Here is a 16,859-nt window from a genome sequence, read left to right as displayed (position 1 = left end):
CCATGACTCCGATTCTGCACCACTATCCCCCCAGCCTCTTTTCAGAGAAAGTGCGCGTTCTTTTCGGATATCTCGAACTTGAATGGAAATCGGTTATCATTCCGCCGATCATGCCGCGCCCCGATCTTGTTCCGCTTTCAGGTGGTTATCGCAAAACACCAATCTTGCAGGTCGGGGCCAATATATATTGCGATACGGAGATTATTTGCCGGCACCTTGCCAAAAGGGCCAATGACGCAACCGTCTATGGTCATGGTTTCAATGCCGAGCGGGTCGCGCGCTGGGCCGACACTGAACTTTTCCGCATTGTCGTGGCGCTCAACTTTCGCCCCGAAGCGATACAAGCGCAGATGAGCCAGATGTCGGCTGCTGGTATGAAAGCATTCCAAAAAGACCGTGCGGAACTGTCGGCTGGTTCGCAACAGATTCGGTTAGACCCTTCTGCTGCTGAAGCGCAGTTCAAAGGATTGTTGCAGAACCTGGAAAATTCTCTGGCGGCCAAATTCCTGTCTGGCGATATTCCGTGCATTGCAGATTTCAGCCTCTATCATTGCCTGTGGTTCGTCGGTGAGAACATCGCAAATGCGTCGATTCTGGAATGCTGGCCCAAGATCAAAGCGTATAGGCAGCGGATGGCAAATTTCGGGCATGGGAAGTTTACCCAAATTTCCTCCCAGGAAGCGCTCACAGAAGGCAAGAACACTGAGCCCGCTGTACCGGCCAACGCAGAAGTCGACCAAAGCATCGCTGGTGATCTGCGTGCTGGCGATTCCGTTACCATCGCTGCCAATGATTATGGCCGCAATCCAATCGCAGGCAATCTTGTTAGCTGGTCAGCGAATGAAATCGTCATCTTGCGAGAGGATCCCGAAGCTGGAGCAATCATGATTCATGCACCAAATAGCGGCTTTGAAGTTGCTGCGAGGGTTAATTGAGAATCGCCAGGATGCCTGCGCTGTAATTTGTGCATTCCGCCCAAATTGATGAAGGTGTCCCGGCCCAAAGCATCCGATTTCCAGCACTGATGCGACAGACATTGTAGTCGGCGCTGCCCATAAGTGCATTCATGCCGTTGAGTGAGGCGATACTGATGACCTGCCCCAGCCCTGTTCGCGCATCTGTCGGCGGCAAGCTGGATGTCCGCTTCCAGGAGCTTTGAACTTTGCCGCTAACGTCTGAAAGTGGGCGCGAAGCAGTCATCAAGGTAGTTCGATCAAAACTGCCCAAGGGTTCGAGTTTTCATCTTCATCCTTTAGGGGGCACCAAAGAATTTCCATGATTTCTGCGCCCTGCAATCCGTTCTGCCTCCTTTATGACGAACTTGGCCGGTTGAAGTCTGCCGGGCGGCGGAGAGTGTTGCGTCGGGCGGCCGGGATCGATTTCTCTTCCAACGATTATCTGGGATTGGCGGCAAGTCCGCGCCTGCGTGAAACGGCAATCGCTGCCTTGCGCGGCGGTATCCCCGTGGGTGCGGGCGGGTCGCGGCTGCTTCGCGGAAACCATGCAGCCCATGAAGCGATCGAGGCGCAGGCTGCACAGTTTTTCGGCAGCGAGGCGGCCCTGTTTCTTGCCAATGGCTATGCGGCCAACATGGCGCTGTTCGCGGCCCTTCCGAGGGCTGGCGACATGATCATTCACGATGCCCTTGTTCATGCGAGCGCCCATGACGGGATGCGGCTGTCGAGAGCGGACCGTGCCAGCGCGAGGCATAATGATGTGCAGGCATTCGCCGATCATATCGCAGCCTATCGCAAAGCCGGCAAGAAAGGCACGGTCTGGATCGCCGTGGAAAGCCTCTACAGCATGGATGGCGACAAGGCGCCGCTGGGCGATCTGGCAGAGCTTGCGGATCGTGAAGGCGGTGTGCTCGTCGTGGACGAGGCGCATGCGACCGGCATCTTCGGGGACAGCGGCAGAGGTCTGGCACATCATCTGGACGGGCGCGCCAATGTCATCGCGCTCCGCACCTTCGGCAAGGCGCTCGGCTGCGAAGGGGCGCTGATCTGTTGCCCGCAGATCGTGAAGGACGCGCTGGTCAATCACGCAAGGCCCTTCATCTTCTCGACCGCGCCATCGCCCTTGTCGGCCCATATCGCGGGTGAAAGTCTGAGGATTGTGGCCGAAGAACCGCATCGCCGGGCAGAACTGCACAGGCTGATCGGTCATGCCTCCGAACGGCTGGTGCCACTGGGCGTGACAGACAGCGGATCCCCCATAATGCCGCTGATCGTCGGCGATGATGCCGCGACTATGGACATGGCCGGACAGCTGCAACATGCAGGATTCGACCTGCGCGGGATTCGTCCGCCGACCGTTCCTGCGGGCGAGGCCCGCCTGCGTATCTCGATCACCCTCAACATCACTGCGGCGGATATCGACAGACTGGCCGACAGGCTGGAGCAAATCGCATGAGAACATTGGTTATTGCGGGAACCGATACCGATGTCGGCAAGACCGTCTTCGCTGCGGGGCTGGCGGCGGCGACAGGGCGCTTCTACTGGAAGCCCGTGCAATCCGGTAACGATGATGGCGGCGATTCCGCCACGGCGCTCAGTCTGGGCGTCCCCGCCGATCGCATCCTGCCCGAAGCCTACAGCCTGAAGACACCGGTCTCGCCGCACCGGGCAGCGGAAATCGACCGCGTGACGATCGAGCAGGAGAGGCTGAAACTCCCCGAACTGCCCTGCATCGTCGAAACCGCGGGCGGCGTGCTGGTTCCGCTCACGCGCGATACGCTGTTCATCGAAATCATGGCGTGGTGGCGCGCGCCCGTCATTCTGGTCGCCCGCACCGCATTGGGCACGATCAACCATAGTCTGCTATCGCTTGAAGCGCTGCGGGCGCGCGACATTCCCGTTCTCGGCATCGCTTTCATCGGTCCTGCACATCAGGATAGCGAGAGCACCATCTGCGACATGGGCAAGGTGAAGCGCCTCGGCAGACTTCCGTCGCTGGAGGATCTGACGGCCGAAACGCTCGGGTCGGCTTTCTCCGCAAGTTTCGATCTCGATCTGTTTACATGATCGATACACCCGTCTGGCATCCGTTCACGCAGCACGGTCTCGGCGAGCCGATCCCCGAAATCGTGCGCGCGGAAGGTGCGGCGCTCTACACCACCGAGGGTCAGCGGATCATCGATGGCATATCGTCATGGTGGGTGAACACCCATGGCCACTGTCACCCGCGCATTTCCGCCGCCATCGCACAGCAGGCCGGCCAGCTCGACCAGATGATCTTTGCAGGCTGGACGCATGGCCCGGCGCAGGATCTGGCGACCGGATTACGGGCGATCATGCCGCCGGACCTGACGCGGGTCTTCTTCTCGGATTCAGGTTCCACGGCGGTGGAAGTGGCACTGAAGATGGCGCTGGGCTACTGGCGGTCGCGCAAGGGCGGTGCCCGGCACCGGATCGTGGTGATGGAACATTCCTATCACGGGGATACCATCGGCGCGATGTCGGTTGGCGCACGCGGCGTGTTCAACCAGGCTTACGAACCGCTGCTGTTCGATACCACGACCGTCCCCTTTCCAGCGGCGGGATGCGAACAGGCGACGCTGGATGCGCTGGAACAAGCCTGCAGCGATGCTGCTGCCTTCATCGTCGAACCGCTAATCCTCGGCGCAGGAGGGATGCTGACCTATTCGCCCTGCATTCTGGCGGAAATGCGCGCGATCTGCGCGCGGCACGGGGTTCTGTTCATCGCGGACGAGGTCATGACAGGGTGGGGGCGCACGGGCACTCTGCTGGCCTGTGAGCAGGCGAAAGTATCACCCGACATATTGTGCCTGTCCAAAGGGCTTACCGGCGGGTCGGTTCCGCTGGCCGTCACCATGGCGACGGAACCTGTCTATCAGGCCCATTACTCGCAGGATCGTGCGGACATGTTTTTCCATTCGTCCAGCTATACGGCCAATCCGCTTGCCTGCGCCGCCGCAAATGCGAACCTCGCCATCTGGGCGGAGGAGCCGGTGATGCAGAGGATCGCTACATTGGCGCAGAAGCAGCAGGCATTCGTCGTCAGTCTGCAAGATGTGCCGAATGTCGAGAACGCGCGCCGCTGCGGCACGATCGCTGCATTCGATATCAGCGTACCGTCCGGGCAGGGGGGCTACATGGCCGGGCTGGCCCCGGCGCTGCTTGCCTATTACCGGAGCTGCGGTTTGCTGCTGCGCCCGCTGGGCAACACCGTCTATGCGATGCCGCCCTATTGCATCGATGCCGACGACCTTGCTGCACTGCATGAAGGCATGGTGCAGTCGGTGTCCGCAATTGGTTGAAATCATGCTGAAATCAGCGGGCGACGCCGCGGGCGAATGCGCGTCCTGCTACCCATTCCCGCCCGTACCAGGTCTGCTATAGTCGGATGATGATTGCGCCGCCTTCCTTTCATGCCATTGCGGCAATGGCCGTGACGATCGCCATGTTCGTCGCCTTTGCGCGCGGGCGGCTGTCGGTGGAGATCGTCTCGCTGCTCACCATCGCGGTGATTGCCGTGGGCCTGTATTTCTTCCCGCTGCCCGGCACGCGATCGACCGATGGGCTGCAACTGGCATTCTCGGGCTTCGGCCATTACGCATTGATCACGATCTGCGCCCTGATGATCATGGGGCGCGGCCTCGTGGTGACAGGTGCGCTGGACCCCGTGGCGCGCTTCCTCGAACGCCTGTTCAAGTTCAATCTGCAACTGGGCCTGCTGCTGTCGCTGCTGCTTGCCTTTTTCTTGTCCATGGGCGTCAACGATACGCCGGTGCTGGTCCTTCTGCTGCCGATCTTCGTCCAGCTGGCCGCGCGCGGCGCCATGCCGGCTTCCAAGACGCTCATCCCCCTGAACGCGGCCGTTCTGATCGGCGGCATGGCGACCACGATCGGAACATCCACCAACATATTGGTCGTGTCGATCGCGCGCGACCTTGGGGCGCCCGCCATGGGGGTGTTCCATTACACGCCCATAGTCCTGGTCGCCGCGCTGGTGGCGCTGCCCTATCTATGGCTCGTCATGCCCCGCCTGCTGGGCGACAACCGGGTCACCAACCCGGCGCAGGAGCGGCGCTTCCATGCGCGGCTTCGAGTGGGGGAAAAGAGCATCCTGAATGGCCACCAGCTGGCCGAAGTGACTCCGCGCCTGCCTGATTCGCTCGAATTTCACGACGTGCCGGCCGGGATCCTCAATTCGCAAAGCCAGCTGCGGGTTTCCGGAACGCATGCGGTGCTCGAGGATGCCCTGCGGACGCTGGATGGCGAGGTTGCACCGGCGTGGGTTCTGGACCGTATCCGGATGAAGGCGACGGCCCTGGGCGAGGATATAACAATTGTCGAGATGGCGGTAACTGCCGACAGCCGGCTGATTACCCGCACCCTTCCCAGCTCCGGAATCGCCGATCTGTACGGCGTGGCGGTTCTCGGCATCCATCGCCCCGACCGGCTGATGGCTGAACTCGACCGGTTCAGCGAAGGCGGTGACATGAGGATCGCCGAAGGCGATGTCCTGCTGGTGATGGGCGTGTCGGAAGATCTGGCTGAATTCGCGCAGAACGACAGCCTTCTGATCCTCGACGGAGCACGCGAACTGCCACGCCGGTCGAAGGCCCTGCTGGCCGGCGGGATCATGCTCGGTTCGGTCGGTGCCGCTTCCATCGGCCTGCTGCCCATCGCGGTTTCGGCGCTGGCCGGTGCGATCCTGATGTTCGTGACCGGTTGCGTGAAATTCGACCGGGTCGGCCGGGCCCTGTCGGCCAAGGTCATTGTGCTGGTGGCGGCCAGCATCGCCATAGGCCGGATCGTCTCGGACAGCGGGGCGGCGGACTGGCTCGGTCTGGTGCTATCGTCCGGCCTGCAATTTCTTGCGCCGGCGGCAGTGCTTGCTGCCATCATGCTGTTCGTGACGCTGCTGACGAATTTCGCCTCCAACGCCACTGCGGCAACCGTCGGCACGCCCATTGCCTTCAGCATCGCCGATACGCTCGGCCTGCCTGCCGAACCGCTCATCCTGGCCGTGCTGTTCGGCTGCAACCTCTGTTATGCGACGCCCATCGCCTATCAGACCAACATGCTGATCATGGCGGAGGGCAGCTATGAATTTCGCGACTATATCCGGACGGGCGTGCCGCTGGTCCTGCTGATGGTAACCACCCTGTCGGTCCTGCTGGTGGTGAGATACGGATTGTAGGATGAGCGGCCAAGGCCCTTTTCGGTCGCCAGCGAATCTGTCATCCTTCGGCCATGATCTAACGAACAGGGGGAAAACAGGATGTTGAACGGATTAGGCGGCGGGATCGGAGCAAGCCTGATTGCGATGGCGGCGATGTCGCCGGTCATGTCATCGGGCGCTCAGGCCGACGAATTGCGCGATGCCGTGCAGGCGGACATGCCGGGCCTGATGGAACTTTATCGCGACCTTCATGCTCATCCGGAACTCAGTTTCGAAGAAGTGAGAACTGCGGCCAAGCTGGCTGCGCGGATGCGGGAACTCGGCTTCGAAGTGACCGAGAAGGTCGGTCGCACGGGAGTCGTCGCGGTAATGGCGAACGGACCGGGGCCGGTGGTGATGCTGCGCGCGGATATGGACGGCCTGCCGGTGGTCGAACAGACCGGCTTGCCCTATGCCTCGACGCAAACGGCGACACCTGCATCCGGCGTCACGACAGGCGTAATGCATGCCTGCGGTCACGATACGCACATGGCGGGCTGGATCGGCGCGGCGCGGCAACTGGCGGCGCGCAAGGACGAATGGTCGGGCACGCTCGTCATGATCGGGCAACCCGCCGAAGAAGTGGGGCTGGGTGCTTTGGCGATGCTGGAGGATGGCCTCTACACGCGGTTTCCGAAGCCGGATTTCGCGCTGTCCTTCCACGATGCAGCGCAGTTCCCTGCCGGAACGATCGGCTATTCACCGGGGTTCGCGCTTGCCAATGTCGACAGCGTCGACATCACCGTCCCCGGGGTCGGCGGGCACGGGGCCTATCCTCACACAGCCAGGGATCCGATCGTTCTCGCCAGCGCCATCGTCATGAAACTGCAGACGCTGGTCAGCCGCGAGAGCAGCCCGCTCGATCCAGCCGTCGTGACGGTTGGCAGTTTCCATTCCGGCGCCAAGCACAACATCATTTCGGACGAGGCGAAGCTGCAGCTCACCGTCCGCAGCTATGGCGATGATTCTCGCAAGCTGTTGCTGGATGGTATTGCCCGCATCGCCCGCGGCGAGGCTATTGCCGCCGGAATGCCCGAGGACAGGATGCCGACGGTGACGGTCGAAGATCCATATACACCCGCCACCTATAATGATCCCGACTTCACAGAGACCGTAATGGCGGGCTTCCGCGACAGGTTCGGCGACGATCGGGTGATGCAGGTGCCGTCCGTGATGGGCGGCGAGGATTTCGGGCAATTCCGCCGGGCAGATCCCGACGATGTCGAATCCCTGATCTTCTGGATCGGCGGCGTTCCGCAGGAGCGGATGGAGGCTGCGGCCAGGGGAGAGGCGGAGCTTGTCTCGCTGCACAGCCCCTATTGGGCACCGGATGCCGAGAAGGTGATCGCGACCGGGGCCGAGGCTCTCGCTGCAGCAGCCTTGCGATTGATGCCTGTCAGCGGCGGCTGAATCAAGGGTTCATCGTCCAGGATGGCGCCATGCTGCATCGCTCCCCCAAACCGGCGAGCGATGCAGTCAACGGCCTATCCTGCTGACGCTGGCAATCGGAAACTGCTTCGCGCAGCTTTACTGGGTGAGTTCCGCCAAGGCGTCAGGAATAGGTGCCGAGCCGGTGATGCAACGCATTGATACGGGCGAGTTCCTCCCGGTCTTCGGTCGTTTTGGCATGGCTGGCGAGGGCGGTGCGCAGCAGCTTGAAATCGGCGGTGGAGAACAATGCGCGGGCGCGGGCCGGTTCGCGTCTGGTGTCTTCGGTCTGGTCGGTCATGAGCGTTGCTCCTGCAATTAAATGTTGCCCCTCTTCTGACACTGCACGCCGTCCCTTGCTAGGAAAAGTTGCGTTCGGCGCCGATAGTAAGGCTTCGCACAGGCCGGCACGTGCACCGCAGAGCAGTCCGTCACGGCCAGTTCGCGCCAGGCATTAACGATGCTGCTCCATTCGATCGGATCATTGAGATTGGCGCAGTGCCAAGTTTGCCGGGATTATCCGAGGTTCTGCGGGATCCTGCGAGGCTCTGTTCAGCCTTCGATGATGAGGGTGCGCCCCCGCACTAACGTCCGAAACCGTTCATTGCCCCCGAGGCAAACGCCACGATGCACGCACCCCGACACATGCCTCGCGCAAACGTCCAACACGATTCCCGGTTGTTGGCCGGGCGGCTCGATGCATGCAGTCGAACTGCCATCGGCCTCACTCTTACGCCCGAAGCGTTTCCCGGTTATTGGCCGGGCGAGCTGATGCACAATGGCAGCCCGTGGAGAATAAAGACGTCGCTGGCATTTCGCAACCTACGGCTCGCCAAGGCGCTTCAACATGCGCCGGACACCCTGTTCGCTCATCGTCAGGCGCGAGGCAATCTGCGCGTGGCTCATGCCCTGCCGCCGATAATGTTGTGTCCGTAGGTCTTTCAGCAGGGGTATCTTCACCTGGTTGGGCGCGAGGTCGGCAGCGAGGTCCTGTGCGCGATCGAGACCGACCGGGACGGTCTAAGGGTGGTCCACCGTAATCGTCTTCGGGATATAGATCGATCGTGATGCCCCGATCGGCAAGGCTTTGCTGATATGCCGTCGCTTGGGCGACTGTGCGAAGAGGTGCTCGGAAATTATAGCGCCCGCTTCAGGCGATGATTTTTGTCACGCTGGCCAACCTCTATGGGCCGCTCCACCATGCAAATTCGCGGATAAGGCAGTGTAAGATTTACCGACGCTTCACCTTTCTGTAATAGCGATCCGGATCGCTGAAAGGATTGCTTCCCGGCCACCTGAATGATCCGTCTGTTCAAACATTATATCCCGCATGCGGTGATCCTGCTGGGCCTGTTCGACCTGTGCCTTCTAGTTCTGTCGGGAGAACTTGCCTGGCTGTTCCGGGCATCGCAGATCGGCATGGATCCCGGCACGGTGGGTGCGCGGATCGGCTCTCTTGTCCTGTTCGCGCTCATCGTATGGATAGCGATGACAGCGGTGGGCATTTACGGGGCAGAGGCCCTGCGCAGCATGCGTTATGCAGGCGCGCGTCTGCTGGTGGCGGTCAGCCTCGGCATCATAGCGCTGTCCTTCATCGATTTCCTGCTGCCCGGCCACACGTTCTGGCGATCGACGCTGGTATATGCGATGGTGCTGGCGATCCTGCTGCTGATGCTCAATCGCATGATCGTCGGGGGACTGCTGGGCACCAATGCCTTCCGCCGCCGCGTCATGGTTCTGGGCGACGGGGCGCGGGCGCTGCGGCTGAAAAAACTGGCCGAGAGGCGTGAGGCGGGTTTTGCCATCGTTTCCTACATCGGCATGAATGAAGGTTCACCGCTGATCGCGGAGGCGATTTCCCGCAATTCGGTGAGCGATCTCGGAAGGTTCGTCGAGAACCTGGGTATCAGCGAGGTCGTTCTCGCCCTGGAGGAACGGCGCAACGCATTGCCGCTGAAGGATCTGCTCCGCATCAAGACGATGGGCGTGCATGTCAATGATTTCAGTACCTTTCTTGAACGTGAGACCGGGCGGATCGATCTGGGCTCGGTCAATCCGAGCTGGCTGATCTTCTCCGACGGCTTTTCGTCGGGACGCATTCTGTCAAGCGCAGCCAAGCGCATATTCGACATTCTGGCCAGCAGCCTGCTTCTGGTGCTTACCCTGCCTGTCATCCTTCTCTTCGCCTTGCTGATCAGGCTCGACAGCAAAGGCCCGGCCTTTTTCCGCCAGACCCGGGTCGGCCTGTATGGACAGGATTTCGAGCTGCTGAAACTGCGGTCGATGAAACTGGATGCCGAGATCGATGGGGCGAGGTGGGCCGAGCACGACGATCCGCGCGTAACCCGTGTGGGCCGCTTCATCCGCAAATTCAGGATCGACGAACTGCCGCAGGTCTGGACGGTCCTGATGGGCCGGATGAGCTTTGTCGGGCCGCGCCCCGAACGCCCGAATTTCGTGAACGATCTGGAGGAACATCTGCCCTTCTATGCCGAACGTCACATGGTGAAGCCCGGCATCACGGGATGGGCGCAGATCAATTATCCGTATGGCGCATCGGTCGAAGATGCGCGCCAGAAGCTGGAGTTCGACCTTTATTACGCCAAGAATTACACGCCGTTTCTCGATCTGCTGATCCTGTTGCAGACCGTCCGCGTGATCCTCTGGCCGGAAGGGGCGCGTTGAATGCCGCCCGCTCAAATCGTCACGGACGTCTGGCAGCTTGCCGGCTTCGTCATGTTTCTGGCCGGTGCGGTTGCCTGCCTGCTGGGTGCAGCATGGCTAACGCGGTCCGGGCGGCGCAGGCGGAGCGACCGCACACCCACCGCACTCGCCCTCTTCCTGTCGTCGCTCTGGTGCACGATGGCGCTTGCCTTCGGTCCTCTGTCGCAAGTGGCCGGCATAGCGGAAAGCCTGCGGAACCTGGGCTGGTTTGCCGTGCTTTATGCCCTGTTCGTACTGGACGGGCGGCATCGGAGCGTGGCGCAGATCCGGCCTGTCCTGATCGCGCTCGCTGTGTTGGAGATAATCCAGCCACTGATGCTGGCGCTTGGTCACGGGCCGCAGGCCAGCGAAGCTGCGCGGGCAATGGTCTTCGAAACCGGAACCCTGTTCCGTGTGCTGGTGGCGATCGGCGCATTGCTGCTGGTTCATAATCTCTATGGCAGCGCCTCGCAGCAGGCGCGCCCGATCGTGCGCTGGGGTGCTGCCGGACTGGCCCTGCTCTGGGCTTTCGATCTGAACTTCTACACCGTGGCCTATCTTGACGGCCACGCGTCCTTTCAGCTCGGCGCGGTCCGCGGGCTGATCATGGCGCTGTGCGTGATACCCATCGTGCTGGGCCTCAGGGTCGATGCCGGATTGCTCCGCCTTAAGCCCTCGCGGATCGTCGCATTCCAGACGCTCTCGCTGATCGCCATCGGGCTTTACCTGCTGTTCATGGTTGCGATCGCCCAGGCGTTAAGCGCTATCGATGGCGGAGTGGGCCGGCTTACGCAGGTCGCCTTCGTACTCGTGGCCACCGTCGCAGCCCTTCTGTGGCTGCCATCCCAGCGGCTGAGAAGCGGGCTGCGGGTGAAGGTCGCCAAACATCTTTTCCAGCATCGCTACGATTACCGGGAGGAATGGCTGCGCTTCAATCGCACCATCGGACGGACCGATGCCGGGGGCGGTTCCGCAGGCCAGGGGCTGGGCACCCGCGTTGCCAAGGCGCTGGCCGATATAACCGACAGCCCGGGTGCCTTGCTGCTGACAATTGCCGAGAACAGCGAGACCGGCCTCGATGCAGCGTGGAACTGGGCTGGAGCCGACACGCTGCCAGGCGATCTGCCGGCGGAGCTTGTCGCCCGGCTTGAACGGGAAAACCACATCCTCGACATCGACCATCTGAGGGCAGGCGGCGGAGAGCCGGACAGTCGCTGGCCGCTGCCCCGCTGGCTGCTGCAGGAGGATCGCGCATGGGCGCTGGTGCCCTTGCTGCATTTCGAACGGCTCGTCGGGGTTGTCGTGCTCGCCCGCCCTGCCATTACGCGAAAGCTGGATTGGGAAGATTTCGACCTGCTGAAGATAGCCGGTCAGCAGCTGGCCAGCTATCTTGCCGAACGGGACGGGCAGGCGGCGCTGATGCAGGCCGGTCAGTTCGACGAGTTCAACCGCCGCATCGCCTTTGTCATGCACGATATAAAGAACCTAGCCAGCCAGATCTCCCTTTTGGCGCGCAATGCCGAAGTGCATGTCGAAAATCCGGAATTCCGGGCAGACATGCTCGTCACCTTACGCAACAGCGCCGACAAGCTGAACGCCCTGCTGGCGAGGTTGGGCCGATATGGCAGCCAGGGTTCGGAAGAAAGCGCAACACTCGATCTCGCCGAATTGTCGCGCAGAATTGCCGGGCGGTTCAGCGATGCCGGCCACCGCGTGGCAGTCACGCGTGCGGATAATTGCCGGATTGTCGCAAATCCTGAAGGGCTGGAGCAGGCGCTGGTCCATCTGGTGCAGAATGCCCTGGACGCTGGCGGAAAAGACGTCCCCGTAATGCTGGACGTAACCACGGAAGGGCTGCACGGCTGCGTGCAGATCGTCGACTGCGGAAGCGGCATGAGCCCGCAATTCATCCGCAATGGCCTGTTCAGGCCATTCATTTCGAAAAAGCAGGGGGGGTTCGGGATCGGTGCGTTCGAGGCCCGCGAACTCGTGCGCGCCATGGGCGGACGGCTCGACGTCGAATCGCGTGAAGGCGTGGGCACGAATTTCTTCCTTCGCCTGCCGCTTGCCGCCGCGGCCGACATGCTGCGGAACGAAAGTGGTGCAAGGGATCATTTTGCAAAGCGGGAAACTGCGTAGTCATGCAATCCAAGAATAAGCGGGCACGGCGCAAACTGCTGGTGATCGAGGATGATCCGGGCCTGCAGGCGCAACTGAAATGGGCCTATGAGGACTTCGACGTCATCATCGCAGGCGATCGCGCTGCGGCGCTGACGGCGCTGCGGGCGGAGGAACCCGCCGTAGTCACGCTCGATCTCGGCCTGCCGCCGGACCCGGACGGCACCAGCGAAGGTTTTGCGGTGCTCGATGCGATCGTCGAACTCAAGCCCGACACGAAGATCATCGTGGCTTCGGGGCACGGCGCGCGGGAAAGCGCTCTTTCCGCAATCGAGCGGGGAGCCTATGATTTCTATGCCAAGCCGGTTGACATCGACGAACTCGGGCTGATCGTGCGCCGCGCTTTCGAACTGCATGCGATCGAAACCGAAAATGCGCGCCTTTCGGAGCGTGTCGGCAAGGATCAGACCGTGCTCGGCGGCCTCATCACCGCGGCACCGGAGATGCTGACCGTGGCGCGGACCATCGAACGGGTGGCGAATACGAATGTTTCCGTAATGCTTCTGGGGGCGAGCGGCACGGGCAAGGAACTGCTTGCCCGGGGCGTTCACGATGCCAGCCCCCGCGCGGATGGCGAATTCGTGGCAATCAATTGCGCGGCAATCCCGGAAAGCCTGCTGGAAAGCGAGTTGTTCGGGCACGAGAAGGGTGCGTTTACCGGGGCGGTCAAGACCACGCCGGGCAAGATCGAGCAGGCCGATGGCGGCACGTTGTTCCTGGACGAGGTGGGTGATATTCCGCTGCCGTTGCAGGTGAAACTGCTCAGGTTCCTGCAGGAACGCACCATAGAGCGGATCGGCGGGCGCAGGGCCCTGGCGGTGGATACCCGTATTGTCTGCGCCACGCATCAGGATCTGGAAGCCATGATTGCGGACGGGCGTTTCCGCGAGGATCTGTTCTATCGCCTGGCGGAAATCGTCATCCGCATTCCTGCGCTGAAGGAACGCGCGGGCGATCCGCCGCTGCTGGCCAAAGCTTTCCTGACGCGATTTGCCGTCGAAATGAATCCGCAGGTCAAGGGGTTCGCTCCTGATGCGCTGGCAGCGATCGAGGCATGGGAATGGCCCGGTAATGTGCGGGAACTGGAGAACCGGGTGAAGCGCGCCGTCATCATGGCAGACGGGCGGCTGATTACGGCGGTCGATCTGGATCTTGCCAGCGATGGTGCCGAGGACGATCAGCCATTGAACCTGAAAGCCGCTCGCGAACAGGTCGATCGTCTGGTCATCCGGCGCGCGCTCGCCCGCAGCGACGGCAACATTTCCGGGACGGCGCGGCTTCTGGGCATCAGCCGCCCGACGCTGTACGATCTGATGAAGCAATATGATCTGACGCCGTGACAAGAAGCGTATCTGCCGCAGCGCAGCCGGCATGCTGAATGCGCTGTTCTCGCGTATCGACTGGATGGTTCGGTTGCTGCTGCTTGCCGTTTTGTGCGCAAGTTTCCTGCCGGTGGAAGGCGGCGCTCGCACAGTCGCACAATCCATCTCGGATGGTGCCATCTTCCTGCTCTTCCTGCTGAACGGGATGCGGCTGTCGCGGGCCGATGTTCTTGCAGGCATGGGAAACTGGCGATTTCTGGGTGCGCTGGTCGGCTGGTGTTACGGCGCGATGGCGCTTGCCGGGCTGGCCCTTTTCCACTTAGGCGCGGGGCTGCTGCCGAACGTAGTTGCGCTCGGCTTTCTCTATCTCGGAACACTGTCGTCGACGGTGCAGTCGGCAACCGCCTACAGCTCGCTTGGCGGCGGCAATGTCGCTTCTTCAGTCGTGGCCGCAGCGCTGCTGAACATCATCGGCGTGTTTCTGACCGCACCGCTGTTCTCGGCTCTGGCGGGACAGCAGGGGGCCGATTTTGGTGGAGCGGCACTGGTGAAGATCCTGCTGATCCTCATCCTGCCATTCGTTCTCGGGCAGATACTCCAGTCGCGCACCGGCCGCTGGATGGAAAGGAATGGCGGAATCGTCAGCTGGATGGACCGGATCGCCATTGCGATCGCCGTCTATGTCGCATTTTCCGGGGCCGTGACACAGGGGTTGTGGACGCGGGTTGATCCATTCGCATGGGCCATCCTCCTTGCCGGCGTCGCCCTGTTCCTCGCCTTCGGTTTCTTCGGCGCATGGTGGCTGGGCGCGGGACTGCGCCTTGGCCGAAGCGACCGCATCGCCTTTCTGTTCGCGGGCGCGCACAAGAGCACCGCCATGGGCGCGCCGCTGGCCATGGTGCTCTTTCCGTCAGCGACAGCCGGATTGCTGATGGTGCCGCTGCTGGCCTATCACCTGCTGCAGCTGGTCATCAGCGCTCCGCTGGCAAATCGCCTGCGGAGCCGGTCGGGCTGATCCTGGCCTGCTCACCGTCCCCGTGGCGACGGTTGTGGCGGATCGACCACCATAGCGACAGCCCGATAAGAGTGGCGCCGATCAGCCCCGTAATGGTTTCCGGTATGTGCCAATGCGCCGACGCCAGCATGATGGCACCCAGCGCGATGATTGCCCAGAATGCACCATGCTCCAGAAACCGGTACTGCGTGAGCGTGCCCGCCTTGACGAGGTGGATCGTCATGCTGCGCACGAACATCGCACCGACGGACAGGCCGATCGCGATAATGATCATGTTGTTGGTGAGGGCGAACGCCCCGATCACCCCGTCGAAGGAGAAGCTTGCATCGAGGACTTCCAGATACAGGAAGCCGCCAAGACCCGAACGGGCGGCACCCTCTGCCATGTTCTTGCCCCCGTACTGATCCAGCAAGGTGCCGATCCCATCGACGATGATATAGGTCACCAGCCCCAGGATACCCGATACGATGAAGGTAAGCGCCTCGTCATCGGGAAGCATCAGCGAGATGCCGTAAAGCGCCAGGATCAGGATCGCGATCTCGGCCGCTTTCAGGTCGGAAGCCCTGGTCAGGAACCGTTCCACCTTGCCGATCCAGTGAACCTCTTTCTCGCCATCGAAGAAGAAGTTCAACCCCACCATGGTCAGGAACGCGCCGCCGAATCCTGCAATGCCGACATGGGCGCTGGATACGATCGCTTCATACGCCGCGGGATCGTTCAGCGACAGGTCGATGGCGGCCAGCGGCCCGAGTCCCGCCGCCACCGCCACGATCGCCAGCGGGAACACGATCCGCATCCCGAACACGGCGATCAGTATGCCCCATGTGAGGAAGCGCCTCTGCCATTTTTCGCTCATGTCGCGCAGCACGGTCGCATTCACCACCGCATTGTCGAAACTGAGGGAGATTTCCAGGATCGACAGGACGAAGACGATCCACAGGATCTCTGCGGTGCCCGCGAGCGATCCCGTGCTTTCAAACCCGTACCAGACCGCCAGGCACAGGCAGGCAAAGGTGAAGCCGAGCGAAAACTTGTAGTAACGCAGGAGCGTGTCCATCGGTGTCATGTCCCATCATTGGGTGAGGTACAGGGAGATTGCCGGTTCAGCGCGGCTGATAGGTCTGGTCCGCACCGGGGAAGCTGCGGGCGCGCACCTCACCTGCATATTCGCGAACACGCCTGTCGATCAGGGCGGCGATGTCGTCATATTTCTTCACGAAGCGCGGCACACGTTCGAACATGCCGAGCATGTCGTCCGTCACCAGCACCTGGCCGTCACAATGGGCGGATGCGCCGATCCCGATGACCGGGCAAGACAATGCTTCCGTCACCGCGATGGCGATGGGTTCGACCACGCCTTCCACCACCACGGCGAAGGCTCCGGCTTCGTCGAGCGCCCGCGCATCGTCGAGGATCTTGTCGGATTCGGCATCGCTGCGCCCGCGTGCGGCATATCCGCCGAGTACATTCACCGCCTGCGGTGTAAGACCGACATGGCCCATGACGGGTATTCCGCGCCGCGACAGGAAGGCGACGGTCTCCGCCATCACTTCGCCGCCCTCCAGCTTGACGGCGGCCGCACCGCTTTCCTTCAGCAGGCGCGCCGCGCTCTCGAATGCATGGCCGGGAGAGGTCTCGTAAGCGCCGAACGGCATATCGACGACGACCACGGAATGATAGCTGCCGCGCACCACGGCGGCCGCGTGGTTCGCCATCATCTCCATCGTAACCGGAACGGTGGAGGGAAGGCCGTAGATGACCTGCCCCAGTGAATCGCCGACCAGCAGAATGTCGCAATGTTCATCCAGCAATTGCGCCTGCCGGGCGGTATAGGCGGTGAGCATGACGATGGGTTCGTCCACCTTGCCGTCCTGCTTGCGCGCCCTGATCTTCGGCACGGTCAGCCGTTTCATCGGGCTGGGAGTCGGATTGGCTCGGCTGGTGCTCGTATCGAGCTGGAAGGTCGTGGACATGGCGGCGTTCCTAGCGGCAGGTGAGCGGTTTGGCAAAGCCGCGCACTCGAC

General features: G+C 61.8%; 13 protein-coding genes. 10 read left to right on the top strand and 3 right to left on the bottom strand.

Annotation, left to right across the window (positions count from 1 at the left end; genetic code table 11):
* The first annotated feature begins 2 nt into the window (after positions 1 to 2).
* The 6 genes from HG250_RS02915 to HG250_RS02890 all read left to right on the top strand — a co-directional run bounded on the left by HG250_RS02915 (position 3) and on the right by HG250_RS02890 (position 7,599).
* A complete protein-coding gene (locus HG250_RS02915) occupies positions 3 to 935 on the top strand; it encodes a glutathione S-transferase family protein (protein ID WP_170002643.1) in 933 nt (310 codons plus the stop codon).
* Positions 936 to 1,275: 340 nt separating this feature from the next.
* The gene (locus HG250_RS02910; protein WP_170002641.1) at positions 1,276 to 2,412 is read left to right on the top strand and encodes an 8-amino-7-oxononanoate synthase; all 1,137 of its coding nucleotides are present in this window, start codon (positions 1,276 to 1,278) and stop codon (positions 2,410 to 2,412) included.
* The gene (gene bioD / locus HG250_RS02905) at positions 2,409 to 3,023 is read left to right on the top strand and encodes a dethiobiotin synthase (protein WP_170002639.1); all 615 of its coding nucleotides are present in this window, start codon (positions 2,409 to 2,411) and stop codon (positions 3,021 to 3,023) included. The genes HG250_RS02910 and bioD overlap by 4 nt, the downstream gene beginning before the upstream one ends.
* On the top strand, positions 3,020 to 4,279 hold the full coding sequence (locus HG250_RS02900) for an adenosylmethionine--8-amino-7-oxononanoate transaminase (protein ID WP_170002637.1): 1,260 nt from the start codon (positions 3,020 to 3,022) through the stop codon (positions 4,277 to 4,279). Before bioD ends, HG250_RS02900 begins: the two co-directional genes overlap by 4 nt.
* Before the next feature lie 125 nt (positions 4,280 to 4,404).
* A complete protein-coding gene (locus HG250_RS02895) occupies positions 4,405 to 6,168 on the top strand; it encodes an SLC13 family permease (protein WP_338103845.1) in 1,764 nt (587 codons plus the stop codon).
* A gap of 135 nt (positions 6,169 to 6,303) precedes the next feature.
* Complete coding sequence (locus tag HG250_RS02890; protein WP_420821305.1) at positions 6,304 to 7,599, top strand: amidohydrolase; 1,296 nt, start codon at positions 6,304 to 6,306, stop codon at positions 7,597 to 7,599.
* 142 nt (positions 7,600 to 7,741) lie between these two features.
* Here the strand turns inward: HG250_RS02890 and HG250_RS02885 are convergent, their stop codons facing one another.
* Complete coding sequence (locus HG250_RS02885; RefSeq protein ID WP_170002633.1) at positions 7,742 to 7,918, bottom strand: hypothetical protein; 177 nt, start codon at positions 7,916 to 7,918, stop codon at positions 7,742 to 7,744.
* A 998-nt stretch (positions 7,919 to 8,916) separates the two neighbouring features.
* Here HG250_RS02885 and HG250_RS02880 point away from each other — a divergent pair.
* Genes HG250_RS02880 through HG250_RS02865 form a run of 4 tightly spaced genes read left to right on the top strand, consistent with a single transcriptional unit; the run spans position 8,917 to position 14,835 of the window.
* The gene (locus HG250_RS02880) at positions 8,917 to 10,302 is read left to right on the top strand and encodes a TIGR03013 family XrtA/PEP-CTERM system glycosyltransferase (RefSeq protein ID WP_170002631.1); all 1,386 of its coding nucleotides are present in this window, start codon (positions 8,917 to 8,919) and stop codon (positions 10,300 to 10,302) included.
* The gene (gene prsK, locus HG250_RS02875) at positions 10,303 to 12,459 is read left to right on the top strand and encodes an XrtA/PEP-CTERM system histidine kinase PrsK (protein ID WP_170002629.1); all 2,157 of its coding nucleotides are present in this window, start codon (positions 10,303 to 10,305) and stop codon (positions 12,457 to 12,459) included. It abuts the gene before it with no gap.
* 2 nt (positions 12,460 to 12,461) lie between these two features.
* A complete protein-coding gene (gene prsR / locus HG250_RS02870) occupies positions 12,462 to 13,838 on the top strand; it encodes a PEP-CTERM-box response regulator transcription factor (protein ID WP_170002627.1) in 1,377 nt (458 codons plus the stop codon).
* Positions 13,839 to 13,869: 31 nt separating this feature from the next.
* Entirely contained in the window at positions 13,870 to 14,835 is a 966-nt protein-coding gene (locus tag HG250_RS02865; protein WP_170002625.1) for a bile acid:sodium symporter family protein, read from the top strand.
* On the opposite strand, the gene HG250_RS02860 is transcribed toward HG250_RS02865, so the two are convergent.
* Together HG250_RS02860 and panB are read right to left on the bottom strand one after the other, a co-directional pair.
* Positions 14,792 to 15,892 carry a DUF475 domain-containing protein gene (locus HG250_RS02860; protein WP_170003000.1) on the bottom strand — a complete coding sequence of 367 codons (1,101 nt, stop codon included), beginning with the start codon at positions 15,890 to 15,892 and terminating at the stop codon, positions 14,792 to 14,794. The genes HG250_RS02865 and HG250_RS02860 overlap by 44 nt on opposite strands.
* A gap of 46 nt (positions 15,893 to 15,938) precedes the next feature.
* Positions 15,939 to 16,808 carry a 3-methyl-2-oxobutanoate hydroxymethyltransferase gene (gene panB / locus HG250_RS02855; RefSeq protein ID WP_170002623.1) on the bottom strand — a complete coding sequence of 290 codons (870 nt, stop codon included), beginning with the start codon at positions 16,806 to 16,808 and terminating at the stop codon, positions 15,939 to 15,941.
* Positions 16,809 to 16,859 lie beyond the last annotated feature (51 nt).

This window comes from Pseudopontixanthobacter vadosimaris (genome assembly GCF_012979275.1).
Classification (GTDB): Bacteria; Pseudomonadota; Alphaproteobacteria; order Sphingomonadales; family Sphingomonadaceae; genus Pseudopontixanthobacter; species Pseudopontixanthobacter vadosimaris.
Note: the sequence above shows the minus strand (reverse complement) of the source record. Positions and strands in the feature narration are given on the sequence as shown.